The sequence below is a fragment of the Acinetobacter sp. JADD-222 genome, from assembly GCF_049310645.1.
On the sequence record NZ_JBMOWI010000005.1, the window covers coordinates 37,372 to 59,114 of the forward strand.

Here is a 21,743-nt window from a genome sequence, read left to right on the forward strand (position 1 = left end):
TAAATCCGTTTAAAAGCGTTTTACTGTTCTAAATCCGACATGGCTAGTTGCAAGGTCGAGTTCCTGTGGATGCCTCGCGGCAGCACGATAACGCGCGCAATAGTTGGTTGCACATAAATAAGACCCACCTTTAATCGTGTATTGCAAAATCTGTTCGTGACTTTGCCGATATTTCGATGGATCTCCCATATGATGATCTCTTGGACCTGTATAGGGTGTTTGCGTCCATTCCCATACATTGCCAATCAAGTCGTATAAGCCAAATGGGTTTTTGCTAAAACAACCAACAGGAGCTACATCCTTAAAACCATCTTCCTGAACATTTTTATAAGGAAATTCACCTTGCCAGAAGTTGGCTGCAATATGACCTTCATGAGTAGGGCCAATATCGGAGTTTTGCTGAAAACCTTTGGCTGCATATTCCCACTCAAGTTCGGTCGGTAAGTCATGACCCAGCCAGTTTGCATAAGCGTAGGCATCATTCCATGTCACCATGCGAACAGGCTCGTGAGGTGCTGGTTGTTTAGGGTTGTTTGGGCCCCATGGGTGTTTCCAATTGGCCCCTTTTTCAAATTTCCACCACTGTAATTCTTCAACTGGATGATCTGGCTGTACAAACATAGCTGCGCCGCCTTGCTTCTCTGCATCGGTGACATAACCCGTTTGTTTAACAAACTCTTGAAATTGAGCATTGGTGACTTCAGTCGCATCAATTAAAAAAGCGGGAACTGAAGTTGCCTGTAAATTTAATGGGCGTTCATCTTCATAACCTTGTGTGGTGCCTAAAACAATTTTTCCTTGAGGAAGTTTGACCATGCCGGCTTCTTTATTATTGGGCCAACCCGAAGGAAGGCCCGAATAAGAAGAACATTTAGCTTGAGTGCCTAAATCGGGTAAGGTGGTTTGTTCTAGTTGAGGTGTGGTTTTTTGGCATGCACAAAGTAAGAGGAACGATGAAAGCATCATGATCTGTTTCATCTGGTTTTCCCTACTTTTTATTGTATTGCTCAAAATCCACGACACCATTTTCGTCTGCATATCTTAAATATTTGTCATTTAAGACTTTGACGATTTCAGGATGGGCTGCATAAACATTATGTTGCTCATTAAAATCTGTTTTTAAATTGTAGAGCTCCCAGCCATGGCTCTTAAATTTAGAAGGTGAGTTTTCAATAAGTTTCCATTGGTCAGTTTTGGCGTAGCGGCTGCCATGCAATTCTTTAAAGTCATAATAATTAACAGGTCGAATACGGGCAGTATTATCTTTAAACGCAGGGATCAGACTAAAACCAGATGGTTTAATTCTGGTGCTTGAAGTTGGATAAACCTGATTATTTTGAATACCCGCTAGTTCCATTACAGTTGGGAATATATCTCTGACTGTCGCAAAGTTATTGTTAATTCCACGTTGTTTGGAAATCTGCACAGGCGATTTAACAATAAATGGAACTCGTACTCCGCCTTCTGAAGCAGCTGACTTCCAGTGGGTAAATGGTGTGCTGCTCACTTCGGCCCAGCGTGGACCCATATAAACATATGAACTGGCGTTGCCTATATTTTCATAGCGATTGTCGGCATCACCCATTGGGAAATTGTGATCACCACCTTCAGCGCCGTTATCTGACATAAACACTATCAAAGTGTTGTCATATAAATGATGCTTTTTAAGATATTGAATGACATCACCCACGCGGTCGTCTAACTGGGTAACCATGCCCGCATAAACTTCCATTTTACGCGCTTCATATTTGCGCTCTTGTGGGGTGAGTTCATTCCAGCTTTTGGTGCCTAAAGCTTGGTTACCACGCTCGACTGGGTATTCTGCATTTGCAGGAATTAATCCTAATTGCTTTTGTCTAAGAAAGCGTTGTTTACGAATTGCATCGTAGCCTTGATCGTATTTACCTTTATATAAGTCTCTATAATGAGAAGGTGCTTGTAGCGGCCAGTGTGGAGCGGTATAGGCTAGGTAGGCAAAAAATGGTTTTTGCGCTTTATTTTTGTCTAAGTATTCAAAAGCTTTTTGTGTAAAAAAGTCGGTTGAGTAGTAGTTGTCAGGCAAAGTGGTCTTTTGACCATTTTCAGTGTATTGAGTATTGCGCGGATAGTTTTTAGGTTGGTCTTTAAAGTGTAAATCGAAGCCATCGAGCAGAGCAAAAGATTGATCAAAACCACGGGCTTTAGGGTTTTGTTCGGGAGCATAGCCTAAGTGCCATTTACCGACCATGAAGGTGTAATAATCTTTTGTCTTTAAAATCTCTGCGAGTGTGTAAGCATTTTGCGTTAAGTGTCCTGAATAGCCATCAATTTTGAGTAGTGCAAGCGGGCTATCGGCGCCAACCAATTTTTCTTGTCGTTTTGAAGTTTCATACATCGCACCTAAACCTACCAAGTGGTTATCGGCACCTGTCATAAGCTGTGCACGAGTAGGTGAGCACATTGATGAAGCATGAAAATTAAAAAGCATTTTTCCTTGCTTTAACAGGCTATCAATATGAGGGGTTTTAATTTCGCCGCCATAAGCGCTAATGTCTGAGAATCCAAGATCATCGGCCAAAATAATCATGATGTTAGGTGGTTGTTGATTTTTTGGAGGTGCTGCTTGCGTTGTGTAAAACAATTGGCTGGCAAAAAAAAGTCCTAATGTAAGCTGACTTACTCTTTTGAGTTTCATAACAACAATCCTTTGATGTTTTATAAATGCATCTTGCATTTCTTGGAGATAAATAAAGTATTTTTTGGCTAAAAAATGCTCTGGAATCGATCATAATGGATTTTTTAATATGGATCCATAAAAATATTCAAGCATTCTAATTTTATGTTTTTAATAATTTTATACTTATATAATTTATGTGTTTATATACTTTTTAATAATCCATTTATAATTTTAGTTGATTTTTTGGATCCAAATATTCAGTATAGAAAAAGAGCAGGATGCTCAAGAAATAAATATTCCTCTAGGTCATTATGGATACGGATATGCATAACCACCCAATCGCTCATATCAGCAATGTCGTGTGTATGTCTTATCCAAGGGAGATACACAAATGGAAAGAGACGTTCTAAGTGAGATCAATCAAAACAACATGAGCCGTTACCAATGGTTCGTCATTTTGATCTGTATTTGTCTCAATATTATTGATGGCTTTGACGTGATGGTAATGGCATTTACCGCTCCATCCGTGTCAGCAGAATGGTCACTTTCAGGCGCACAAATTGGCTTATTGCTGAGTTCAGGTCTTTTTGGAATGGCTGCTGGTTCCATTTTTCTCGCGCCTTTAGCCGATAAAATCGGTCGCCGTTTACTCATCTTAGTTTGTCTTGTCATTGCAGGTCTGAGCATGCTGGGCTGTGCTTTTGTACAAAGCCATGGCATGTTAGCTGCACTTCGGTTTATTACAGGAATTGGGGTGGGCGGCATCCTTGCTAGCAGTAATGTGTTGGCAAGTGAATATGCCAATGCTCGCTGGCGCAGTCTTGCAGTGAGTTTAATGTCTACTGGTTATGGAATTGGCGCGACACTGGGCGGAGTACTATCACTGGCATTGATTGAGCATTTAGGTTGGCGCTCAATCTTTTTAGCAGGTGGCATTACTACCATTGCAATGCTGGTAATCAGCGCATGGTTATTACCAGAATCTTTAGATTACTTACTCGCGAAACGACCAAAACAGGCACTAGAACGAATTAATGCCACTGTAAATCGTATGGGGCTAAACGAATTACCAGTTATGCCGCATTATGAAAAAATCAGCACGCAAAATGGTAGTGAACTGGGCAAGTTATTTACTGGACAACTTGGATTTCAAACACTTTGTTTGTGGTTTGCATTCTTTTTAGTGATGTTTGGCTTTTACTTTGTGATGAGCTGGACACCAAAAATTCTTATTTCAATGGGGATGTCTCCACACCAAGGCGTAAGTACCGGTATTTTAATTAGTATTGGCGGTATTTTCGGGGCAGCTATTATTGGTTTATTGGCATCACGCATGAAAATTTTCTATGCCTTAAGTCTATTTTTAGGGCTAACCTCGGCATGTGTTTTCCTATTTGTCGCAGTCTCATCTCAAGTCAGTATTGCACTCATGGTGGGGTTATTACTTGGCACTCTCATCAATGGCTGTGTAGCAGGTTTATATTCGATTTCTCCAACAATTTATGATGCCGAAATTCGTAGTCGCGGTGTGGGCTATGCCATTGGTTTTGGACGAATTGGGGCAATTTTATCGCCAACGGTCGCAGGCATTTTTCTGGATAAAGGTATAGCACCCGCAACGCTGTATGCCTATTACGGTGTGGTGTTTATTTTGGCTATTTTCCTGATTTTAAGTTTGGGTAATGCTTTTTACCGCAGTCAAAAAGAGCAAAACTACTCTCTTAAAACAGCACCTTAATCCATTAAAAATTAAATAGTTGAGATAAAAAATGAAAAAGACACCATTGTGGGTGGGGGTATGCTTGTGCCCATTATTTAGTCAAGTTGTGCATGCCGAATTTCTTGCAGACAGTAAAGCTGAGCTAACACTACGTAATTTTTACTTTGACCGAGACTATAAAAAGGATCCATATCCCTATACAGCAGGTAGAGATTGGGCGCAGGGTATAATTTTTAAAGGACAGTCTGGTTATACCGAAGGAACAGTTGGGTTTGGTGTTGATGTACTGGCAATGGCAGGTTTTAACCTAATGGGAAGCCGAGCTGATGACTATGCACGTAGTGGTTTATTACCAGTGAATACCGATAACTCGCGTGATGATTATTATGGAAAAATAGGTATTACAGGAAAGGCTAAATTTAGAAAAAATGAGCTTTTTGTGGGGGATTTAGTTCCACAATTACCAACCATTTTTTCATCGCCAGCGCGTTTGTTCCCTCAGACTTATCGTGGTATCCGCTTTGTTTCAAATGAAATTCCAAATCTTCAACTCGAAGGCTTTTATGTCGACGAAGTACGGCAACGTGATTCGATTCGCTATACCGATGTTGGAACAGACAATATCAACCATCGTTTTGACAAAGCGGCAACCACCGATTCTTTTTATACGTTGGGAGGAAGTTATCAGTTAAAGGATTATCGTCTACGGGCTTACCATGCTGAACTCAAAGACATTTACCTGCAACAATTTTTAGGTTTTAACGGCAAACAACCTTTAAATGATCAACTTAATTTTTTAAGCGACGTGCGTTTTTTTAATAGTGAGGAAACTGGAAGCAAAAAAATAGGAGAGGTCAATAACCGCCATATTAGTGGCTTATTTGGTTTGAACTATCAAAACCATACAGTTTCTTTGGGCTACATGCAGTCATTTGGCTCGACTGGTTTACCATTTTTGTCGGGAACCGAAAGTCCGGTTGTGCTTGATTTTATGAGTTCGGACTATTCAAATAAAGACGAAAAAGTCTATTCGATTCGTTATGAATATGACTTTAAAAATGCGCGGGTAGGTGATGTTTCATTAAACGGACTGCGCTTTATGACTCGCTATGCAAAAGGTGAAGACATTGATTTACTGCAATATGGCGATCAGCGTTTTAAAGAGGAGTCGATGGAATTTGATTTGGGCTATAAAATTCCTGAAGGTAAGTTAAAAGGTTTGGGAATGCGAGCCCGTTTTTCTCACTATCGTAACGATATGCCTACCAATATGACCTTTCATTCGGCAAATGAAACACGGTTGAATGTTGATTACACCTTTAAATTTTAATGATTAATATTTAACTAAATTAAAGACGAGTTAAAACATTGTGAGCAGCAATGTTTTAACTTTAGTTATCAACTTCACAAAATCCCTCTATAATACCGCCAATCTTATTAAAGCCAATTGAGTCGCTCATTAAACACATGGCTTTAATCTCTGATTTTTTTAAGTCAATTTCTTCGCTGTGATTCGGCTTATTTTTCAATATTTAGAATTTTATGTGTCTGTGCTGACACATAAAAATATTTAGGTGCCAGCATGGAAATCAAGGTTAATTATCTCGACAATCTTCGACAGGAAGCTAAGTTCGATGACTTTACGGTAATTGCCGATCAACCAATTCGCTATAAGGGTGACGGTTCGGCACCGGGCCCATTTGACTACTTTTTAGCATCTTCAGCATTGTGCGCAGCGTACTTTGTAAAAGTGTATTGTGCCGCTCGAGATATCCCAACCGATAATATTCGTTTATCGCAAAATAATATTGTTGATCCTGAAAACCGTTACAAGCAAACCTTTAAAATTCAAATTGAATTACCAGCCGATATTTCAGAGAAAGATCGCCAAGGGATTTTACGTTCGATTGACCGTTGTACTGTTAAGAAAGTGATTCAAACGGGTCCTGAATTTATTATTGAAGAAGTGGAAAGCATTGATGCAGATGCACAAGCATTGTTATTGCCAAGCTTAACTTCTGAAAACCATACCTATATTCAAGGTAAAGACCTGCCATTAGAAGAAACCATTGCCAATATGTCTGCCATTTTGGCAAATTTGGGCATGAAGATCGAAATTGCGTCTTGGCGTAATATTGTTCCAAATGTATGGTCGCTACATATTCGTGATGCCCAGTCTCCGATGTGTTTTACCAATGGTAAAGGTGCAACTAAAGAAAGTGCTTTGGCATCTGCATTGGGCGAGTTTATTGAGCGTTTAAACTGTAACTTCTTCTATAACGACCAGTTCTGGGGTGAAGATATTGCGAATGCTGAATTTGTGCATTATCCAGATGAAAAATGGTTTAAACCGGGTCCAAATGGTGAATTACCTAAAGAAATCTTAGATGAATATTGTCTTGAGATTTACAACCCAGATGATGAGTTACTGGGCACGCATTTATATGACACCAACTCAGGCAACGTAGAGCGTGGCATTTGCTCGCTACCTTTTGTGCGCCAGTCTGATGGTGAAGTTGTCTATTTCCCATCAAATTTAATTGAAAACTTGTACTTAAGTAATGGTATGAGTGCGGGTAATACTTTGGCAGAAGCCCAAGTTCAATGCTTATCAGAAATTTTTGAACGTGCTGTTAAACGTGAAATTTTAGAAGGTGAAATCGCACTTCCAGATGTTCCTGAAGACGTATTAGCAAAATATCCAAGTATTGTTGCTGGTATTAAAGGTCTAGAAGAGCAAGGCTTCCCTGTATTAGTTAAAGATGCATCATTAGGCGGTCAGTTCCCTGTAATGTGTGTGACTTTAATGAACCCGCGCACGGGTGGGGTGTTTGCGTCTTTTGGTGCGCATCCAAGTTTTGAAGTTGCGTTAGAACGTAGTCTGACTGAATTACTTCAAGGCCGTAGTTTTGAAGGCTTAAATGATTTGCCTCAACCAACTTTCCAAAGTAATGCGGTCACTGAGCCGAACAACTTTGTTGAGCACTTTATTGACTCAAGCGGTTTGGTATCTTGGCGCTTCTTTAGCTCTAAATCTGACTATGACTTTGTTGAATGGGATTTTTCTGGCGAAGGCGAAGAGTCGAACGCAGAAGAAGCTGCAACATTGTTCGGCATTCTCGAAGAGATGGGCAAAGAAGTATATATGGCAGTGTACGAGCATTTAGGTGCGACTGCTTGCCGTATTTTAGTACCAGATTATTCAGAAATTTATCTTGTTGAAGATTTGATTTGGGATAATACCAATAAAGCACTTTCATTCCGTGAAGATATTCTAAATCTACATCGTTTGGATGATGAACAGCTTGAGGCATTGGTTGAGCGTTTAGAAGAATGCGAGTTAGACGATTACACAGAAATCACCACGCTGATTGGTATTGAGTTTGATGACAATACAGTTTGGGGACAGCTCACAATTTTAGAACTGAAATTGCTGATTTATGTTGCTTTACAACAGTTTGAAGAAGCAAAAGAGCTTGTCGAAACTTACTTGCAATATAACACCAACACCGTTGAGCGCGGATTGTTCTATCAGTGCATGAACGTGGTGCTTGAAGTGATGTTGGATGAAGAACTAGAGCTTGAAGACTACCTTACGAATTTCCGCCGTATGTTTGGTGACACACGAATGGATGCAGTATTAGGTTCTGTAGAGGGTAGCGTTCGTTTCTATGGTTTAACGCCAACAAGCATGAAACTAGAAGGACTTGATCGCCATTTACGTCTGATCGAGAGCTATAAAAAGTTGCATGCAGCTCGCGCGAAAGCCGTAGCGATGTAATTTAAAAGCGAAATAAAAAAAGCCTATTTTTAAATAGGCTTTTTTTATAAAACAACTTGCTAGTTTAAGCAGAAGCTTTGGTGATCTCTATGGTTTCTGCCTCTGCTGTATCATCCTGATGTTCATCCAAAGTATGTTTAGCGGGAATATAAGACATTGCACGTTCCGCAAGAGCTGTAATGGTAAGACTTGGGTTAACGCCCAAATTGGCACCTAACATTGAACCATCTACAACGTATAAGTTTTTATAGTTAAAGACACGGTTTTGTCCATCTACTACGCCACGCTCTGGACTTGAAGAAATCGCACAACCACCCATACAGTGAGCTGTAAAAGGTACGTTAAACAAAATTTCGGTAATGGTCGTCATGGGGTGGCCATTAAACATTTTGGCAACTTTTTCGGTAAATGCATTGGCCTGCGGAATATACACAGGTAGCTTTTTACCTTCGCTCGATAACACCTTGCCAAAAGGCCAGAACCAGTTACGTTTCAAGCGCATGTTGATTGAGGCATCGGCAGTTTGCATCACTAAGAAAATTAAGGTTTGACGTGCAAAACTGACAGGATTACTCATGCGAAGGAAAATAAATGGATGGCAAATGAGTGCCCATAACCAAAAGAAAATACGTGTCCAACCCGGTTTGCCTTTAGCCATGTAAGTACACATAAGGCCCATGGCATCTGAGCCACTTTGGTAGCGAGTCGCTTCAATGTGAGTGTCATGATCAATGTAAATACTTGAACCAATAGCAACACCTTTACTCATGTCGACATCTTTACCAAAAAAGCGAACACCTAAAATCGACTCGGCATTGGTACGAACCCGATTACCCAAATCATCAGAAATATTTGGCAGAGAACCAGACTGTTTTAAACGGAACAACATCTCTTGTGTCCCTAAAGAAGATGCCGAGAAAATCACATTACGAACTCGCCAAGTACGACGTTGTTTGTTAAACCATGAGCTTGAACATTCAGTCGTGACTTCATAACCATCGCTGCCATCGGCTTTACCATTGAGCGGTTTAACATCAACTACTTTGGTTTCTTCATAAACCTTGGCACCATTTTTTTCGGCAAAGTACAAATAGTTTTTATCTAATGTATTTTTTGCGTTGTGTTTACAACCCGTCATACAACCGCCACATGCGGTACAGGTGCCACGGTCTGGACCTTCGCCGTTAAAATAAGGGTCGGGGTAGGTCTTGCCACCTTCTTCACCTTCCGGTGGAAAGAAAGTGGCAACACGAGTAGGTTTAAATGTATGGCCAACGCCGACTGCTTCACCCATTTTCTTTAGCATGTGGTCGGCAGGGCCGAAAATTTTATTATCAGTCACGCCAAGCATGCGTTCTGCTTCAGCATAGTGCTGAGGCATTTCATTTTTCCAGTCCGCGGCATCTGCCCACGTGCCTTCATCCCAAATATGTTCAGGTGGAACCAGTAGGGTATTGGCATAGGTAATTGAACCGCCACCTACGGCATTACCGCAAATAATGGTGACATGGCGAAAAAAACGCATGTTGAAATAACCAAAAAGTTTCATGCCCGGGCGCCAAATCCAGCGACGGGTATTCCAGTTATTTTTAGCAAAATCTTTAGCTTCCCAGCGTCGCCCCATTTCCATTACAGCAACAGAGTAGCCTTTTTCGGTTAGACGGCAAGCAGAAACACTACCACCAAAGCCTGAACCAATAATGAGGTAATCATAGTCATAATTGTTTGTTGTCATGCCGAGGACTCCTCTCTGGCGATATTTTTATATTGACTGTGTATGTTTATCAATGAATTGCCCAATGCGCTCAATCGAGTCATTAGATTCGTTTAGTATACCCGCGTGGAACTGAAAAACATGTCCGACTCGGTCATAAACCCTTAAGTTCGTCGGAATACCATACTTTTCGGTTTGTTCAGCGAGACGTTTTGCATCGTCTAATAAAACTTCTTCGGTACCGACATGAATTAAAACAGATGGTAATCCCGTTAAGTCGGCATAGAGTGGGGAACAGGTTGGATGGGTTGCCGATTTTTGTCCGCAATAGTTTTTTGCACACCAAGCTAACCAGTCTTCTGACAGCATTGCATCTTGAGCAGCATGAGTTTTCATCGTGCTTCCAGAAAGGTTTAAGTCAACCCAAGGTGAAAGTAAAACTAATGCTGCTGGTAACGGTAACCCTGCATTTCGTATCGCAATTACAGCACTTAAACTCAGTCCACCGCCAGCAGAATCGCCAGCAATCACGAGTTTTTTCGGGTCTTGTCCTTGAGCAAGTAGAGCTTTATAGACAGCAATGACATCTTCAATCGCAGCAGGGCTTGTGTGTTCTGGGGCTAGGCGATATTCAGGTAACCAGACTTGTGCTTGAGCTGCATGTCCGATTTGAGCAGCAAGCTTAGTGTGACTTTTTGAGCTACCCACCACATAGCCACCGCCATGTAAATATAAGATGCCGAGTCCTGATTGAGTCGTTTTGGGCTGAATATGAACTGTCGGTACTTGCGCAATGGTTTGCTTTTTTGTTTTATAGCCACGTGGCCCAAGCACAATTGCACTGGCTGCATCACTACAAAAACGTTGTAGCTTTAGTGGGGTTTTAGGGGATAAAGCTGGACGTAGCGTGGTACGAATAGTCCATGCAAGAAGCTGCTTCATAATAAGGACTCATACTAAGCCTAATGACAGTCAGCATCTCTTAAAATAAAGAGTATGCTGACCACTGTTTTTATTTTGCTGATTTGTTGAGTAGGCGAGTTTGCAAGGCAGTCGCAGTTGCAAAAATCTTTTGGTAACCCTGTGGAAGAATACGCTGGATCACATCAACGGCTTTCGCATCGGCTCCGATTAGTAAGCGGCGACGGTCTTTACGAACAGCTTCTAAAATTTGTTGAGCTGCATCATCAGCAGGGGTGCGAAGTAATTTATCGAAAGCATCCTGACTTTTTAGCGGGTCCATTCCTAAAGACTGGACGCTATTATTCATGCGGGCAGCTTTGGCAATATTGGTACGAATACCACCCGGATGCACACAGGTCGCACTCACTCCAGCATTTTGTAAATCGAGTTCTTGGCGCAATGATTCAGTAAAGCCACGAACGGCAAATTTACTAGCGTTATAAGCACTTTGAGTTGGTTGAGCTGTTAAGCCGAACATACTGGAAATATTAATAATATGCCCGTCACCACTTTGCTTTAAGTAAGGTAAAAACTCTTTGGTGCCATAAACTACGCCCCAAAAATTAATACCAATGAGCCATTCAAGGTCTTCGTAGCTCACACCTTCAGCCGTACTACCAATTGCGACACCAGCGTTATTAAAAATCAGGTTAACTTGGCCATGTTCATCTACTACTGCCTTTGCCCAAGTTGCAACTTCATCACGCTTAGCCACATCAACTTTTTGAGTGGTGACTTTGACAGAATAGGGTGCCAACAGCTCGACTGTTTTGGCTAACCCAGCTTCACTGATATCGGAAAGTGCCAGATGGCAACCTTGTTTTGCGAGTGCAATGGCAAGTGCTTGTCCAATACCAGAGCCCGCACCTGTCACAGCTGCGACTTTATTTTTAAAAGACTTCATAAAATTCTCCGTTTATTTTTCTCATTTCCTATGGTGAAGCTTGTTTAAGAAATAGCCGAAACCTGTGTGTAGTTTTCAATGTCAAAGCGACGAGTGCGTTGACGATATTCAAGAGTAAAACCTGGCCAGTTATTGGTATTTTTGCCATCAGCAGTTTGATACCAACTGGTACAACCTTGTGCCCAGACAGTTTTTTTCATTTTTTCTTGAATGCTTTGATTAAACTCATGTTGAACTTCTGCACGAACATTGGTGAACAAAAGTTTGTTTTGTAGGGTGGTCTGGATGGCATCTAAAATATAATTCACCTGACTTTCAATCATATACACAATTGAGTTGTGCCCAAGATTAGTATTTGGACCATAGAGCATAAAGAAATTTGGAAAGCCGCTAACAGTTAAACCGAGATAAGCTTCTGCACCATCTTTCCATGTGTCTTTTAAGGTGCGGCCATCAAGACCTGTAATCTGCATTGGCGCCATAAATTCCGTTGCGGCAAAGCCCGTACCATAAATAATGGTGTCGATTTCACGCAGATTTCCCTCAGTATCTAAAATACCGTTTTCAGTAATTTCTTGAATGCCAGTATTAATGACATCGACATGAGGCTGGGTCAGTGTTTCATACCAGTGATTCGAAATTAAAATACGTTTACAACCAATTGGATAATCTGGCATTAAACGGTGGCGTAACTTCCCATCTTTAACGACTTTACGGATGTGACGCTGGAATAAATATTCCACCAACGGCATTTCATTGAGTGAAGTTGTAAAAGCAAGTAGGCGAATTTCATGGTGTCCATATTGCAAGGCGCGGTCTAGACTTTGCAAAACTGGCAGTTTGCGGAAAGCTTTTTTCTCTAAAGGTTGATAAACCCGATCCGGTTTGGGAATAACATACGGCGCTGAGCGTTGATAAACGTCTAGGTGAGCAACCTGTTTAGCAATTTCAGGTACAAATTGAATTGCGCTTGCACCTGTGCCAATGACTGCAACACGTTTGCCAGTTAAGTCATAGTCATGATCCCAACGTGCTGAGTGAAATGCCTTACCTTTAAAGTTTTCAATACCTTTAAGTTTTGGATAGGCAGGGCGGTTGAGTTGGCCTACCGCGCCCACTAAAAATTCAGCTTCAAACTGTTCGCCAGTCGTACTTTGGATGTGCCATACACCTTGCAGAGTATCAAATTCTGCATTGGCTATTTCAGTATTAAATTTAACATGCGGACGAATATCATATTTATCGGCGCAGTGGCGTAAATATTGATAAATCTCTTGAGATGTACCGTAGCGATTTTTCCAGCCTAGCTCTTGTTCAAAAGAAAAAGAATACAGATGAGAAGGCACATCACAGGCAGCACCCGGATACGTATTGTCACGCCAGACACCACCTACATCAGCAGCTTTTTCAAAGAGAGTAAATTGTTCAAAACCTGCTTGTTTGAGACGAATGGCAAGTCCTAGACCACCAAAACCAGTGCCAATAATGGCAATGCGTACATTTTTATTTGAATTAGACGACGAATTAAACATAGGCTGCTCTAAAATCCTTAAAAACAGTGAGCGAAAAAAATCGCAATTTCCTGTATGCAGAATAGACGTTTATTTGCTTGATTTAGAGGATGGATGAGGACAAAATATTGTGATTCGAGGACATTCTGAGCAATACAGTGAAGTATGCATGGGCTTTTGAACGCAGTGTACATAGTGTTCGGTTAATGGCTGATTTTGCGGTGGAATCAGGCATTTCTTATCAGACGATTTTGCAAGGGACAGGGCTTAGCCAACAACAATTACTCGACCCTAATATGGTGGTGACAGGCCATCAGGAATTACAGCTGATTCATAACTTGGTTGAGCAACTGGGAGACAGACCAACATTAGGCTTAGAAGTGGGCACACGCTATCATTTCACCACATTTGGGCCATTAGGCATGGCTCTGATGAGTAGTGCTAGCATTCGTGAAGCACTAGATTTGGCTTTAACCTATTTCACTTTAACTTTTGCTTTTACTCGCTTTGATGTGTCGGATACACCGCAAGGAATCCGTATCGAAATTGATGAGCAAGATATCCCATCTTCAGTGCGTCAATTCATTATTGAACGCGATGCCGCCGCTTTAATTACGGTACAACGCGATCTAGTCCAAGATAATTTTTGCCAATATTTGGCTTTTTCTTTCCAACTCAAAGGCGATGCCGAGCCTTATCAGGACTTATTTGGCGTGATGCCTGAATTTGGTGCTGCGAAAAGCTTTGTAATTCTTGATCCGCAAAAAGTAGACCAAAAGTTGCTTATGGCAAATGATTTGGTGCTACATACAGCCGAAGAACAGTGCCGACAAATATTAGAGAAACGCCAATCACAAAATAAATTTACAACTTTAGTGCAACAGCAATTGATGAACGTGCGAGGGGAAATGCCTTCTATGGAAATCGTGGCTGACAGACTGCATTTAAATGCACGAACCTTACGCCGTCATTTGGCATTAGAGGGGATGACTTTTATTCAGATACGTGAAGAGGTCAGGCAAGTTCTAGCTGAGCAATATTTGGCATTACCAAAAGCTTCGGTTGAGCAGATTGCCGAGTGGTTAGGTTATGCAGAACCTGCCAGTTTTATTCATGCTTATAAAAGATGGCATGGGAAAACACCTCATGCCATGCGACTTAACAACCAATAATCAAGGTATCTTTATTTCTTTAAACGCAAATGCAATAACCGTGTTGCTGAGGTGTGGCGAATTTCATCAATTCGTGCATTAAAATATAGTTCAGTAATGGCTTCACCTGAAAGATCTTCGATCACTTCAAATCCCATCTGCTCCACGGCCTGATGTAAATCTCTTGGTTTAAATTGGCCCAATAAAGGCTCTTTCAGCAAATGAGTAAACTGCGCAACCCCCATACTTCCAAGTCGCTCAATACCGTTTAATTCCTGAAAATCGGTCGAATAGTCGAGTACTACTTCGCTACCGTTTGCAGCAAATTCAGCAATACTTTTTAAAGTTTGTAACGTCGTTTGCGGATTTAAATAGTGCGTTGTGCCTAACCATGAAAAAAATGCAGGAGCAGATGAATCATAGACACTTCTGGTCAAGGCTTCCGAAATAGACTCTTTTTCAAAGTTAATCGCAACAAATTCAACGGTAGTAGGAATATTTCCTAACTTTTTTAGCTTGTCTTGTTTGGCCGCTTGAGTATCAGGATGATCAACTTCAAAAATTTTCAAAGTAGGATAATGGTGTGATTCACGTAGTGCAAAAGAGTCTAGGCCAGCACCCACTAATACATATTGTTGAGTATTTTGTTGAACTGCCTGAGCAAGTAAATCTTCGGCATAGCGAGAGCGACCGACCACTTGTCCAGTAAGTAGACCTAAAGTACGGTTTAAAACCGCAGAATTCATCACTTTAACAATCAGTGAATTAGAGAGAAGTTTTTTCCAGCCTTTACTGGTTAGTTCAAAAGCATAAGGATCTGAAAATACAGGGTTCTGTGTATTTTGAAAATGATTGGCTCGTAAGGCAGCAGCAGCTTCAGCAGTACGACTTGATTGTCCTTCTTTCATCTTTATCCTGTTTTTTTATTTCTTGAAGATATTCAACGAAGAAGGCAGTGTATTTCATAAAAACCTAAAATACACTGCCTATTCCTTACAACGGATTTGATCGAAATTACAAATTAGGGAGTTTTTGTCGTTTGATACGTCACTTCATAATCTTTCAAATCTACTTTTTTCAAACGCTGTTTAAGTTTTTTCAATGACCAAGGCCATGCAGCAAAGTTACGCCCGTTGGCATCAAGGTAGTAACTCTTACAGCCGCCGCTATTAAATACAGTTGTTTGTAAGTGCTTTTGCACTAAATCGTTATGCTTTTTAATCACATCAGATTTAACATTTAACTTGCTAATTCCTTTGTTTTTAATTTTCAATAAGCCATCTACGATATAGTCGAGCTGTGCCTCTGCTAAACCAATGAAAGAATCATAAACCAGTACGTTAGGTCCTAAAATTAAAAATGCATTTGGTACATTTTCAATGTTGGTTCCTAAGTAAGCCTCTGGTGAACTATCTTTCCATATATCTTGTAAACATTGACCTTTTTCATTGTGGACACGTTTACCAATTGGTGGGTGAGATACTTCAAAACCTGTACCCCAAATAATCACATCAACTTCGTGGCGTTCACCATTGGCAGCAACCACTGTGTTGCCTTCAACTTTCACTAAACCATGAGGGATCAGGGTCGTGTTTGGTGCTTGTAGTGCTGGATAATAATTGTTAGCGAATAAAATACGTTTACAACCAATGTCAAAGTTCGGCGTTACGTTTTTACGTAGCACTGGGTCATTAATTTGCAATTTAAGTAATTGCTTACCCAATACATTGACTGGTTTGAGCGCAAGTGGATTACGTAAACCAAAGTTAATTGCATTCAGTGTTAACGCTACACTTTTACGCCAGCTCGCCTGAATAGCCGGATATTTAGCAATGACTGATTTACTAAATTCGCCCAAGTCTGTATCTGGTTTTGGCAATACCCAAGGTGCTGTACGTTGGAACACAAACAGTTCTTTCGCTTTTGGTTGAATTTGTGGCACAAACTGAATAGCAGATGCACCAGTACCAATCACGGCAATGCGTTTACCAGTTAAATCATAATCATGGTTCCATTTTGCTGAATGGAACATTTCGCCTTTAAAAGTTTCTAAGCCTTCAAGACGTGGAATTTGAGCTTCGGTAATTGGACCTGTGGCAAAAATAACGGTTTTAGATAAATATTGACCAGTCGTGGTGTCAAGTACCCACACATGACGTGAGTCATCCCACGCGGCATTCAGCAATTCATTATTAAATTCGATTTTAGAGGTAACATTAAACTCGTTACTCACATCTTCCAGATAACTTAAGATTTCTGGTTGGCGTGCAAATAAATGGCTCCATTTTGCACTTGGTGCAAATGAGTAAGAATAAAGAGCAGAAGGTACATCGCAACCACAACCCGGATAGGTATTCTCACGCCATGTTCCACCCACGCGGCTAGCTTTTTCAATAATTTTATAATTGGTATAACCAACTTGATCTAGGCGAATGGCAGCAGCGATCCCTGAAATGCCCGCACCCACAATAAAAGTATCGAAAATATGGCTTGGTGATTTGACAGCTTTTTTTGCTGATGCATTTGTTTTCATTTGCGCAGTCATATGTGTACTACCTATAAATTTCTTATTTAAATAATTTGTACGATGTACCAAGGAACTTGGTATACAAGCTTGGGGATGCGCGTTTCATTAGCCAGAATAACTTCGCATCAATTTGAGGAATGGTATACATCTCATCCTGATCAAGGCGATTAAGGGTTAATCTTGCAACATCATCACTTGTGGTCAGCGCATAGTTCATCAGTGCATGGTCTGCCAGCTTTGAATAGCGTCCGGGAATTCGACCATTTTTAATGATATTGGTAGGTACCAGCGTCGGGCAGAGCACGTTCACCTTAATGTTAAACTTACGCAGTTCGGCAGAAAGCGTTTCTGAAAGCGCACGCACACCCGCTTTAGTCACGTTATACGCAGTCATTTCTGGGGCAGCCGTGTAAGATGCCGCAGATGCCACATTAATGATCGCGCCGTAACCTAACTTTTTAAACTTGGGAACAAATGCATGACAACCGTGAATAACACCCCAAAGGTTAATATTCATGACCCAGTTCCAGTCTTCTAGGCTGAGTTCGTCAAATTTACCGCCTAAACCTACACCAGCATTATTAATGACAAGAGTTACAGGGTGCCCAAGCAAGATTTCAGCAGTTTCAGCGAGATGGTTAACCTGTTCAGCATTACCCACATCACAGCGCATAGCAAAAGCTTTTGCACCTTCTTGTTCAAGAAGTTTTACTGTTTCTTCAGCAGCTTCGAGATTAATATCTGCACACACTACGCTGCCACCACGTTTCGCAAGTTCAATTGCAAAACTTCGACCAATCCCACTGCCTGCACCCGTCACTACGGCATAAGCTTTTTGGCTTGGTTTAACTTTCTTTTTGCCAAATAAAATCATGATTCATCCATAAGTAGCTTGAAGAGATACCAGCTACCTCTTTGATAGCTGGAAATGCAGGACGATTAAGACATGCGTACTGGTGGGGTAAATTCTTTAACAAAGTAAGGAGCAATTGCGCCGCCTTCGGTCAGCAATTTCTTTTTGTAATACTCAAGATATTCAGTTGTATCATGATCATTTGGATGAAAATCTGGGCGTAAGTAGTCAAGAATTTGACCAATCGTACTGCCGAAAACTCCGTCTTTTGGACCAAAGATTAAGCCGACACCACGACGGGCGTCCTTCCAGAATTTCAAAGTCAGCATCTCTTGTGGCTTTCTTAAAACAGGGACAAATAATGTAGTCGCAGGGATTAATCCTAAAATGGTAAATAGCGCGAGGAAGAAACCAGACGCACGTAGTGGATAACTACCATTTAACAGTTGATAGACATCATAGGCAATATCTTTATGTTCAGATTCTTCAAGCATATGCCACATCCACAATGCACGGCTTTTTTCATCATCTGAATAATAGAAGTTCTTTTCGTGCTTCATCATGTATTCAGCAAGTACCGCAGTAAAATGCTCTATACCCGCCATCATTGATAATTTGAGTGGCTGGGGAAACTTTAAGAAAACATACTTAAAGAAGTTTGAGCCAAGAAAACGATATAGCGCAACAGGATATTCAGCATCTTGAAGGGCATCGTTATATTCATTGTGCAATTTAGAATGAATTGCTTCTTGGCCAATCAACGACGTTACTCGCTGCTTTAATATTGGATCTTTGATAAATTCACGGTGATGGCGAGCGGTTTCAATCACCAGATCTTCGCCGTAAGTTAAAAACACCGAAAGTGTGGCAAAAAACAAAGTAGCAAATTGATTGTCCATATAGAATCTGACATCAATTTCTTTACCATCAAAACCAATATTTAAATGTCTGATTGGAATTGAGCTTTTGCTAGCAAAATCTGGTAGCTCAATTTCACGCTGAAATTTAAGTTTGTTGAATGATTTTTTAACTGCGGTCGAGATCATGGCGACACCCTGAGGCAAAGTAGTGGTGCATTTTGATGAAAATCAATAAACTCAATGATCAACAAAGCACTGTAAAATTCCATTTTCAAAAACAGATGATTCTCTGCATTGACTACGGTGTTGTTGCTCCGTTATTTGTTTGATTATTTGGCTGAATAACGGAAGAAGAACCGAGGCAGACAAGAGCTGCTGAATGACTCTTCTTTAATTTTTTCATATTAATCTGACTTTATGTTCGGATTCAATTCGGGTAAATTTTTAAATATATAAAAGTATTTTATAGACATTATTTGTAATAATAATTTTAAATAAATTGTACTTATCTTTTTGAAAAATAATAAATTAAATTAATTCCTAATCTCTGAAAATAGTAAATAAAAGCATCCATTGATTGATAAGTTGAGATCTGTTTTTCTCAGTTTTTTCACTTAAGTTTGACAACTATTCGGATTTTGTTTTTTTATTTCTACCTACTCAGATTACATGCTAATCTGACTTTATGTTCGGATTATTAATTAGATCGTATGACTACGCGTAAACCACGTCAAACTCGAGCTAAAGTCACTGTCGACACGATTATTGAAGCAGGTTTTATTGCCGTGGCACTTCATGGGCCGAGTGGAACCACGACACGTCATATTGCAGAAATTGCAGGAGTGAGTGTCGGGTCTTTATACGAATATTTTAAAAATAAAGAAGAAATTTATGATGCAATGAATCACTTTTTTGTTCGCGAAATTCTGGACATGATTACAGAGCTTACACCGACAATTTTACAGTTGGAGTTAGAGCCTGTTATTGAAATGATTTTTTATACTTTTAGTGATTTATTAAAGAAAAATAACGACCGCTATTTGACTGTTTTGCGTTATGCAGGAGAATTGCAGTACGACAAATACATTCCCAAAATTGAACAGGCTTTAATGGAAGTCATCATGAAATATATGATGCATAATCCAAAATACCTAAAAATCAATAATTTGCCCGTAATTACCTATATTTGTATCAATAGTGGAATTTTTAATGTCGCACGGCATCTTATTTTGCCAAACCCTTATATTAGTTTTGATGAAATGGTGCAGGGCCTAACCACGATGATTATGAGCTATATCAATACAGAGATGGCTCGTTCAGAAGAGCACTGAGCAGAGTTAGAATTTTTATAAGTCCAAGTAACGATAAAAAGCCCTCACATAAAGTTTATGTGAGGGCTTAATTGATCTTATGGCATGGTTGGAACTTCTTCAGGACGCATATCGAAAATCAAAATTTCGGCGTTATCACCATTGGTAAACGATAAGCTTCCACCTTCACGAATACGTGCAGCATCGCCGGTGTTAAAGGTTTTACCATTTACATCAACACGACCTTTAGCAACGTGTAGGTACACATAACGACCATCAGGAATCACAAAGTCAGCAGTTTCTTCACCATCAAAAAGACCTGAGTAAATATTAATGTCTTGTTTGATCGATAAAGTTTTCTCGCCACCTTTCGGTGAGATGATCAAATGCAATTTACCGCGTTTGTCTGCTTCATCAATATGAACTTGTTGATAGTCTGGCTCTGTATTCACTTCATTTGGAACAACCCAAATTTGCAAGAAATGAACGCCTTCTTGAGCTGAGTGGTTAAATTCACTATGAGCAACGCCACGACCTGCACTCATCAGCTGAATGTCACCCGGCACAATCACAGAGCCTGTACCCATCGAGTCTTTATGCTCTAATGCACCTTCCAGTACATAGGAAATAATTTCCATATTACGGTGAGGGTGAGTACCAAAGCCTTTAGATGGAGCAACGTTATCATCGTTAATTACAAGCAGATCCGAAAAACCAACTTGTTTAGGATCCCAATAGTTAGCAAATGAAAAGCTATGTTTTGATTGTAACCAACCATGATGTGCTGCACCACGCTCGTGAGATAAACGCATATCAAACATGATGTATTCTCCTGATTTAATTTTTTATCTGAGTACAGTTTATCGTAGCGTTTATTGGAATGAAGCTATGAAAATGGAAAGCTTGGTACGATTTATAGAACGATAAAATTTGGACGTAATTTTGCTAGTCAACCAATAGAGTCAAAGGAGAAAAAATATTTTTTAAATGAGATGAAGATTTCTTTGAGATGAATTTTTACTTTTAAAGCTAAACAGGCAACATAGAAATTAGTCGCTAAAGAAACAATTTTAAAGAAAAGTACATTAACGAAAATAGCTCCTTTTTATTTCATTTAAAGCTTAGCAAATAAAAACAAATTTCAAGCCATATACACATTTGTCTATGCTCTATCTTTAAAATAACTTAAGAGTTAAAACCGATAAAAAGATAATATTAAAAATAACTAAAATAAGCTCTTATTAAATAAAGTTACTTTTCAATGGAAAAGTTTAGTATTTAGTAGGTTTTTTAATGATATTTTTAAAATAACTTTTATTTTCAATAATTTGAATAAGAGTGTGTTATTGTAAATAAATGTGAAAATATTCACAAAGCTATAATTTTTTGTTAAGATCATTAACATTAAAAACATAGAGATAATAATAATGATCAATAAAGTATTAATAGTGTTGTGTGTGGGTATCGTCTTTGTATTAGGGTATTGGGCTTATTTAGATACTCAAAATAAAAGACATCAAGAGCTAATGCAGATCATACAAGAAGCTGAAAAAAACCTGCAAAGTATCGAACGAAATCCGAATCATGCTCATCACAGCAATTTAGCTTCTTTTCATATGCAACAATATATAGGCGAGAAAAAAATTATTTTCTAACAATAACGAGCTATAAATTTCTAACTTTTTACAGTGTCATTGGTCATATCTTTTCATAAATTTTGATCATGTTTCTGTTGAATCTGTTAAACTTATTGAACGTATAGTAAAAAAGCTGCATAGGGGTTATGCAGCTTT

Annotated in this window: 17 protein-coding genes; 6 read left to right on the plus strand and 11 right to left on the minus strand. The window is 39.8% G+C overall.

What is annotated here, in order from left to right; genetic code table 11:
- Positions 1-9: 9 nt before the first annotated feature.
- Positions 10-963, minus strand: a complete 954-nt coding sequence (locus ACO6UW_RS06225) for a formylglycine-generating enzyme family protein (RefSeq protein WP_080777042.1) — start codon at positions 961-963, stop codon at positions 10-12.
- 25 nt (positions 964-988) lie between these two features.
- Positions 989-2,674, minus strand: a complete 1,686-nt coding sequence (locus tag ACO6UW_RS06230; RefSeq protein WP_032056765.1) for an arylsulfatase — start codon at positions 2,672-2,674, stop codon at positions 989-991.
- A gap of 373 nt (positions 2,675-3,047) precedes the next feature.
- Between ACO6UW_RS06230 and ACO6UW_RS06235 the strand changes: the two genes are divergently transcribed.
- The 3 genes from ACO6UW_RS06235 to ACO6UW_RS06245 all read left to right on the plus strand — a co-directional run bounded on the left by ACO6UW_RS06235 (position 3,048) and on the right by ACO6UW_RS06245 (position 8,157).
- Positions 3,048-4,394 (plus strand): MFS transporter, encoded by a 1,347-nt coding sequence (locus tag ACO6UW_RS06235; RefSeq protein ID WP_032056764.1) that lies wholly within the window; start codon positions 3,048-3,050, stop codon positions 4,392-4,394.
- A gap of 31 nt (positions 4,395-4,425) precedes the next feature.
- Positions 4,426-5,706, plus strand: coding sequence for an OprD family outer membrane porin (locus ACO6UW_RS06240; protein WP_057062420.1), 1,281 nt, complete (start codon positions 4,426-4,428; stop codon positions 5,704-5,706).
- A gap of 252 nt (positions 5,707-5,958) precedes the next feature.
- Positions 5,959-8,157, plus strand: coding sequence for an OsmC domain/YcaO domain-containing protein (locus ACO6UW_RS06245; RefSeq protein WP_057062419.1), 2,199 nt, complete (start codon positions 5,959-5,961; stop codon positions 8,155-8,157).
- 64 nt (positions 8,158-8,221) lie between these two features.
- On the opposite strand, the gene ACO6UW_RS06250 is transcribed toward ACO6UW_RS06245, so the two are convergent.
- From ACO6UW_RS06250 to ACO6UW_RS06265, 4 genes are all read right to left on the minus strand, one after another.
- A complete protein-coding gene (locus tag ACO6UW_RS06250) occupies positions 8,222-9,892 on the minus strand; it encodes a GMC family oxidoreductase (protein WP_057062418.1) in 1,671 nt (556 codons plus the stop codon).
- A 27-nt stretch (positions 9,893-9,919) separates the two neighbouring features.
- Positions 9,920-10,813: an alpha/beta hydrolase gene (locus ACO6UW_RS06255; protein ID WP_057062417.1), complete on the minus strand. Its 894-nt coding sequence runs from the start codon at positions 10,811-10,813 to the stop codon at positions 9,920-9,922.
- 70 nt (positions 10,814-10,883) lie between these two features.
- Positions 10,884-11,738, minus strand: coding sequence for an SDR family NAD(P)-dependent oxidoreductase (locus ACO6UW_RS06260; RefSeq protein ID WP_039208380.1), 855 nt, complete (start codon positions 11,736-11,738; stop codon positions 10,884-10,886).
- A gap of 44 nt (positions 11,739-11,782) precedes the next feature.
- Positions 11,783-13,270, minus strand: coding sequence for a flavin-containing monooxygenase (locus ACO6UW_RS06265; RefSeq protein ID WP_057062416.1), 1,488 nt, complete (start codon positions 13,268-13,270; stop codon positions 11,783-11,785).
- A 137-nt stretch (positions 13,271-13,407) separates the two neighbouring features.
- Here ACO6UW_RS06265 and ACO6UW_RS06270 point away from each other — a divergent pair, with 137 nt between their 5' ends.
- Complete coding sequence (locus ACO6UW_RS06270; protein WP_081037784.1) at positions 13,408-14,421, plus strand: AraC family transcriptional regulator; 1,014 nt, start codon at positions 13,408-13,410, stop codon at positions 14,419-14,421.
- 11 nt (positions 14,422-14,432) lie between these two features.
- On the opposite strand, the gene ACO6UW_RS06275 is transcribed toward ACO6UW_RS06270, so the two are convergent.
- The 4 genes from ACO6UW_RS06275 to ACO6UW_RS06290 form a co-directional block, all read right to left on the minus strand.
- Entirely contained in the window at positions 14,433-15,308 is an 876-nt protein-coding gene (locus ACO6UW_RS06275; protein WP_057062414.1) for a class I SAM-dependent methyltransferase, read from the minus strand.
- 113 nt (positions 15,309-15,421) lie between these two features.
- Complete coding sequence (locus tag ACO6UW_RS06280) at positions 15,422-16,945, minus strand: flavin-containing monooxygenase (protein ID WP_057062413.1); 1,524 nt, start codon at positions 16,943-16,945, stop codon at positions 15,422-15,424.
- A gap of 22 nt (positions 16,946-16,967) precedes the next feature.
- On the minus strand, positions 16,968-17,801 hold the full coding sequence (locus tag ACO6UW_RS06285) for an SDR family NAD(P)-dependent oxidoreductase (RefSeq protein WP_017386375.1): 834 nt from the start codon (positions 17,799-17,801) through the stop codon (positions 16,968-16,970).
- Positions 17,802-17,866: 65 nt separating this feature from the next.
- Complete coding sequence (locus tag ACO6UW_RS06290) at positions 17,867-18,826, minus strand: metal-dependent hydrolase (RefSeq protein ID WP_057062412.1); 960 nt, start codon at positions 18,824-18,826, stop codon at positions 17,867-17,869.
- 524 nt (positions 18,827-19,350) lie between these two features.
- Between ACO6UW_RS06290 and ACO6UW_RS06295 the strand changes: the two genes are divergently transcribed.
- Entirely contained in the window at positions 19,351-19,971 is a 621-nt protein-coding gene (locus tag ACO6UW_RS06295; RefSeq protein ID WP_002163161.1) for a TetR/AcrR family transcriptional regulator, read from the plus strand.
- Positions 19,972-20,048: 77 nt separating this feature from the next.
- Here ACO6UW_RS06295 and ACO6UW_RS06300 read toward each other — a convergent pair whose 3' ends face one another.
- Positions 20,049-20,771, minus strand: a complete 723-nt coding sequence (locus tag ACO6UW_RS06300) for a pirin family protein (protein ID WP_017399397.1) — start codon at positions 20,769-20,771, stop codon at positions 20,049-20,051.
- 606 nt (positions 20,772-21,377) lie between these two features.
- Here ACO6UW_RS06300 and ACO6UW_RS06305 point away from each other — a divergent pair.
- The gene (locus tag ACO6UW_RS06305; RefSeq protein WP_002163179.1) at positions 21,378-21,605 is read left to right on the plus strand and encodes a hypothetical protein; all 228 of its coding nucleotides are present in this window, start codon (positions 21,378-21,380) and stop codon (positions 21,603-21,605) included.
- Positions 21,606-21,743: the final 138 nt, after the last annotated feature.

Excerpts from the sequence above, each read along its gene's own strand:
- ACO6UW_RS06225 (WP_080777042.1), bottom strand. The coding sequence starts at position 963 with ATGCTTTCATCGTTCCTCTTACTTTGTGCATGCCAAAAAACCACACCT.
- ACO6UW_RS06230 (WP_032056765.1), bottom strand. The coding sequence starts at position 2,674 with ATGAAACTCAAAAGAGTAAGTCAGCTTACATTAGGACTTTTTTTTGCC.
- ACO6UW_RS06235 (WP_032056764.1), top strand. The coding sequence starts at position 3,048 with ATGGAAAGAGACGTTCTAAGTGAGATCAATCAAAACAACATGAGCCGT.
- ACO6UW_RS06240 (WP_057062420.1), top strand. The coding sequence starts at position 4,426 with ATGAAAAAGACACCATTGTGGGTGGGGGTATGCTTGTGCCCATTATTT.
- ACO6UW_RS06245 (WP_057062419.1), top strand. The coding sequence starts at position 5,959 with ATGGAAATCAAGGTTAATTATCTCGACAATCTTCGACAGGAAGCTAAG.
- ACO6UW_RS06250 (WP_057062418.1), bottom strand. The coding sequence starts at position 9,892 with ATGACAACAAACAATTATGACTATGATTACCTCATTATTGGTTCAGGC.
- ACO6UW_RS06255 (WP_057062417.1), bottom strand. The coding sequence starts at position 10,813 with ATGAAGCAGCTTCTTGCATGGACTATTCGTACCACGCTACGTCCAGCT.
- ACO6UW_RS06260 (WP_039208380.1), bottom strand. The coding sequence starts at position 11,738 with ATGAAGTCTTTTAAAAATAAAGTCGCAGCTGTGACAGGTGCGGGCTCT.
- ACO6UW_RS06265 (WP_057062416.1), bottom strand. The coding sequence starts at position 13,270 with ATGTTTAATTCGTCGTCTAATTCAAATAAAAATGTACGCATTGCCATT.
- ACO6UW_RS06275 (WP_057062414.1), bottom strand. The coding sequence starts at position 15,308 with ATGAAAGAAGGACAATCAAGTCGTACTGCTGAAGCTGCTGCTGCCTTA.
- ACO6UW_RS06280 (WP_057062413.1), bottom strand. The coding sequence starts at position 16,945 with ATGACTGCGCAAATGAAAACAAATGCATCAGCAAAAAAAGCTGTCAAA.
- ACO6UW_RS06285 (WP_017386375.1), bottom strand. The coding sequence starts at position 17,801 with ATGATTTTATTTGGCAAAAAGAAAGTTAAACCAAGCCAAAAAGCTTAT.
- ACO6UW_RS06290 (WP_057062412.1), bottom strand. The coding sequence starts at position 18,826 with ATGATCTCGACCGCAGTTAAAAAATCATTCAACAAACTTAAATTTCAG.
- ACO6UW_RS06295 (WP_002163161.1), top strand. The coding sequence starts at position 19,351 with ATGACTACGCGTAAACCACGTCAAACTCGAGCTAAAGTCACTGTCGAC.
- ACO6UW_RS06300 (WP_017399397.1), bottom strand. The coding sequence starts at position 20,771 with ATGTTTGATATGCGTTTATCTCACGAGCGTGGTGCAGCACATCATGGT.
- ACO6UW_RS06305 (WP_002163179.1), top strand. The coding sequence starts at position 21,378 with ATGATCAATAAAGTATTAATAGTGTTGTGTGTGGGTATCGTCTTTGTA.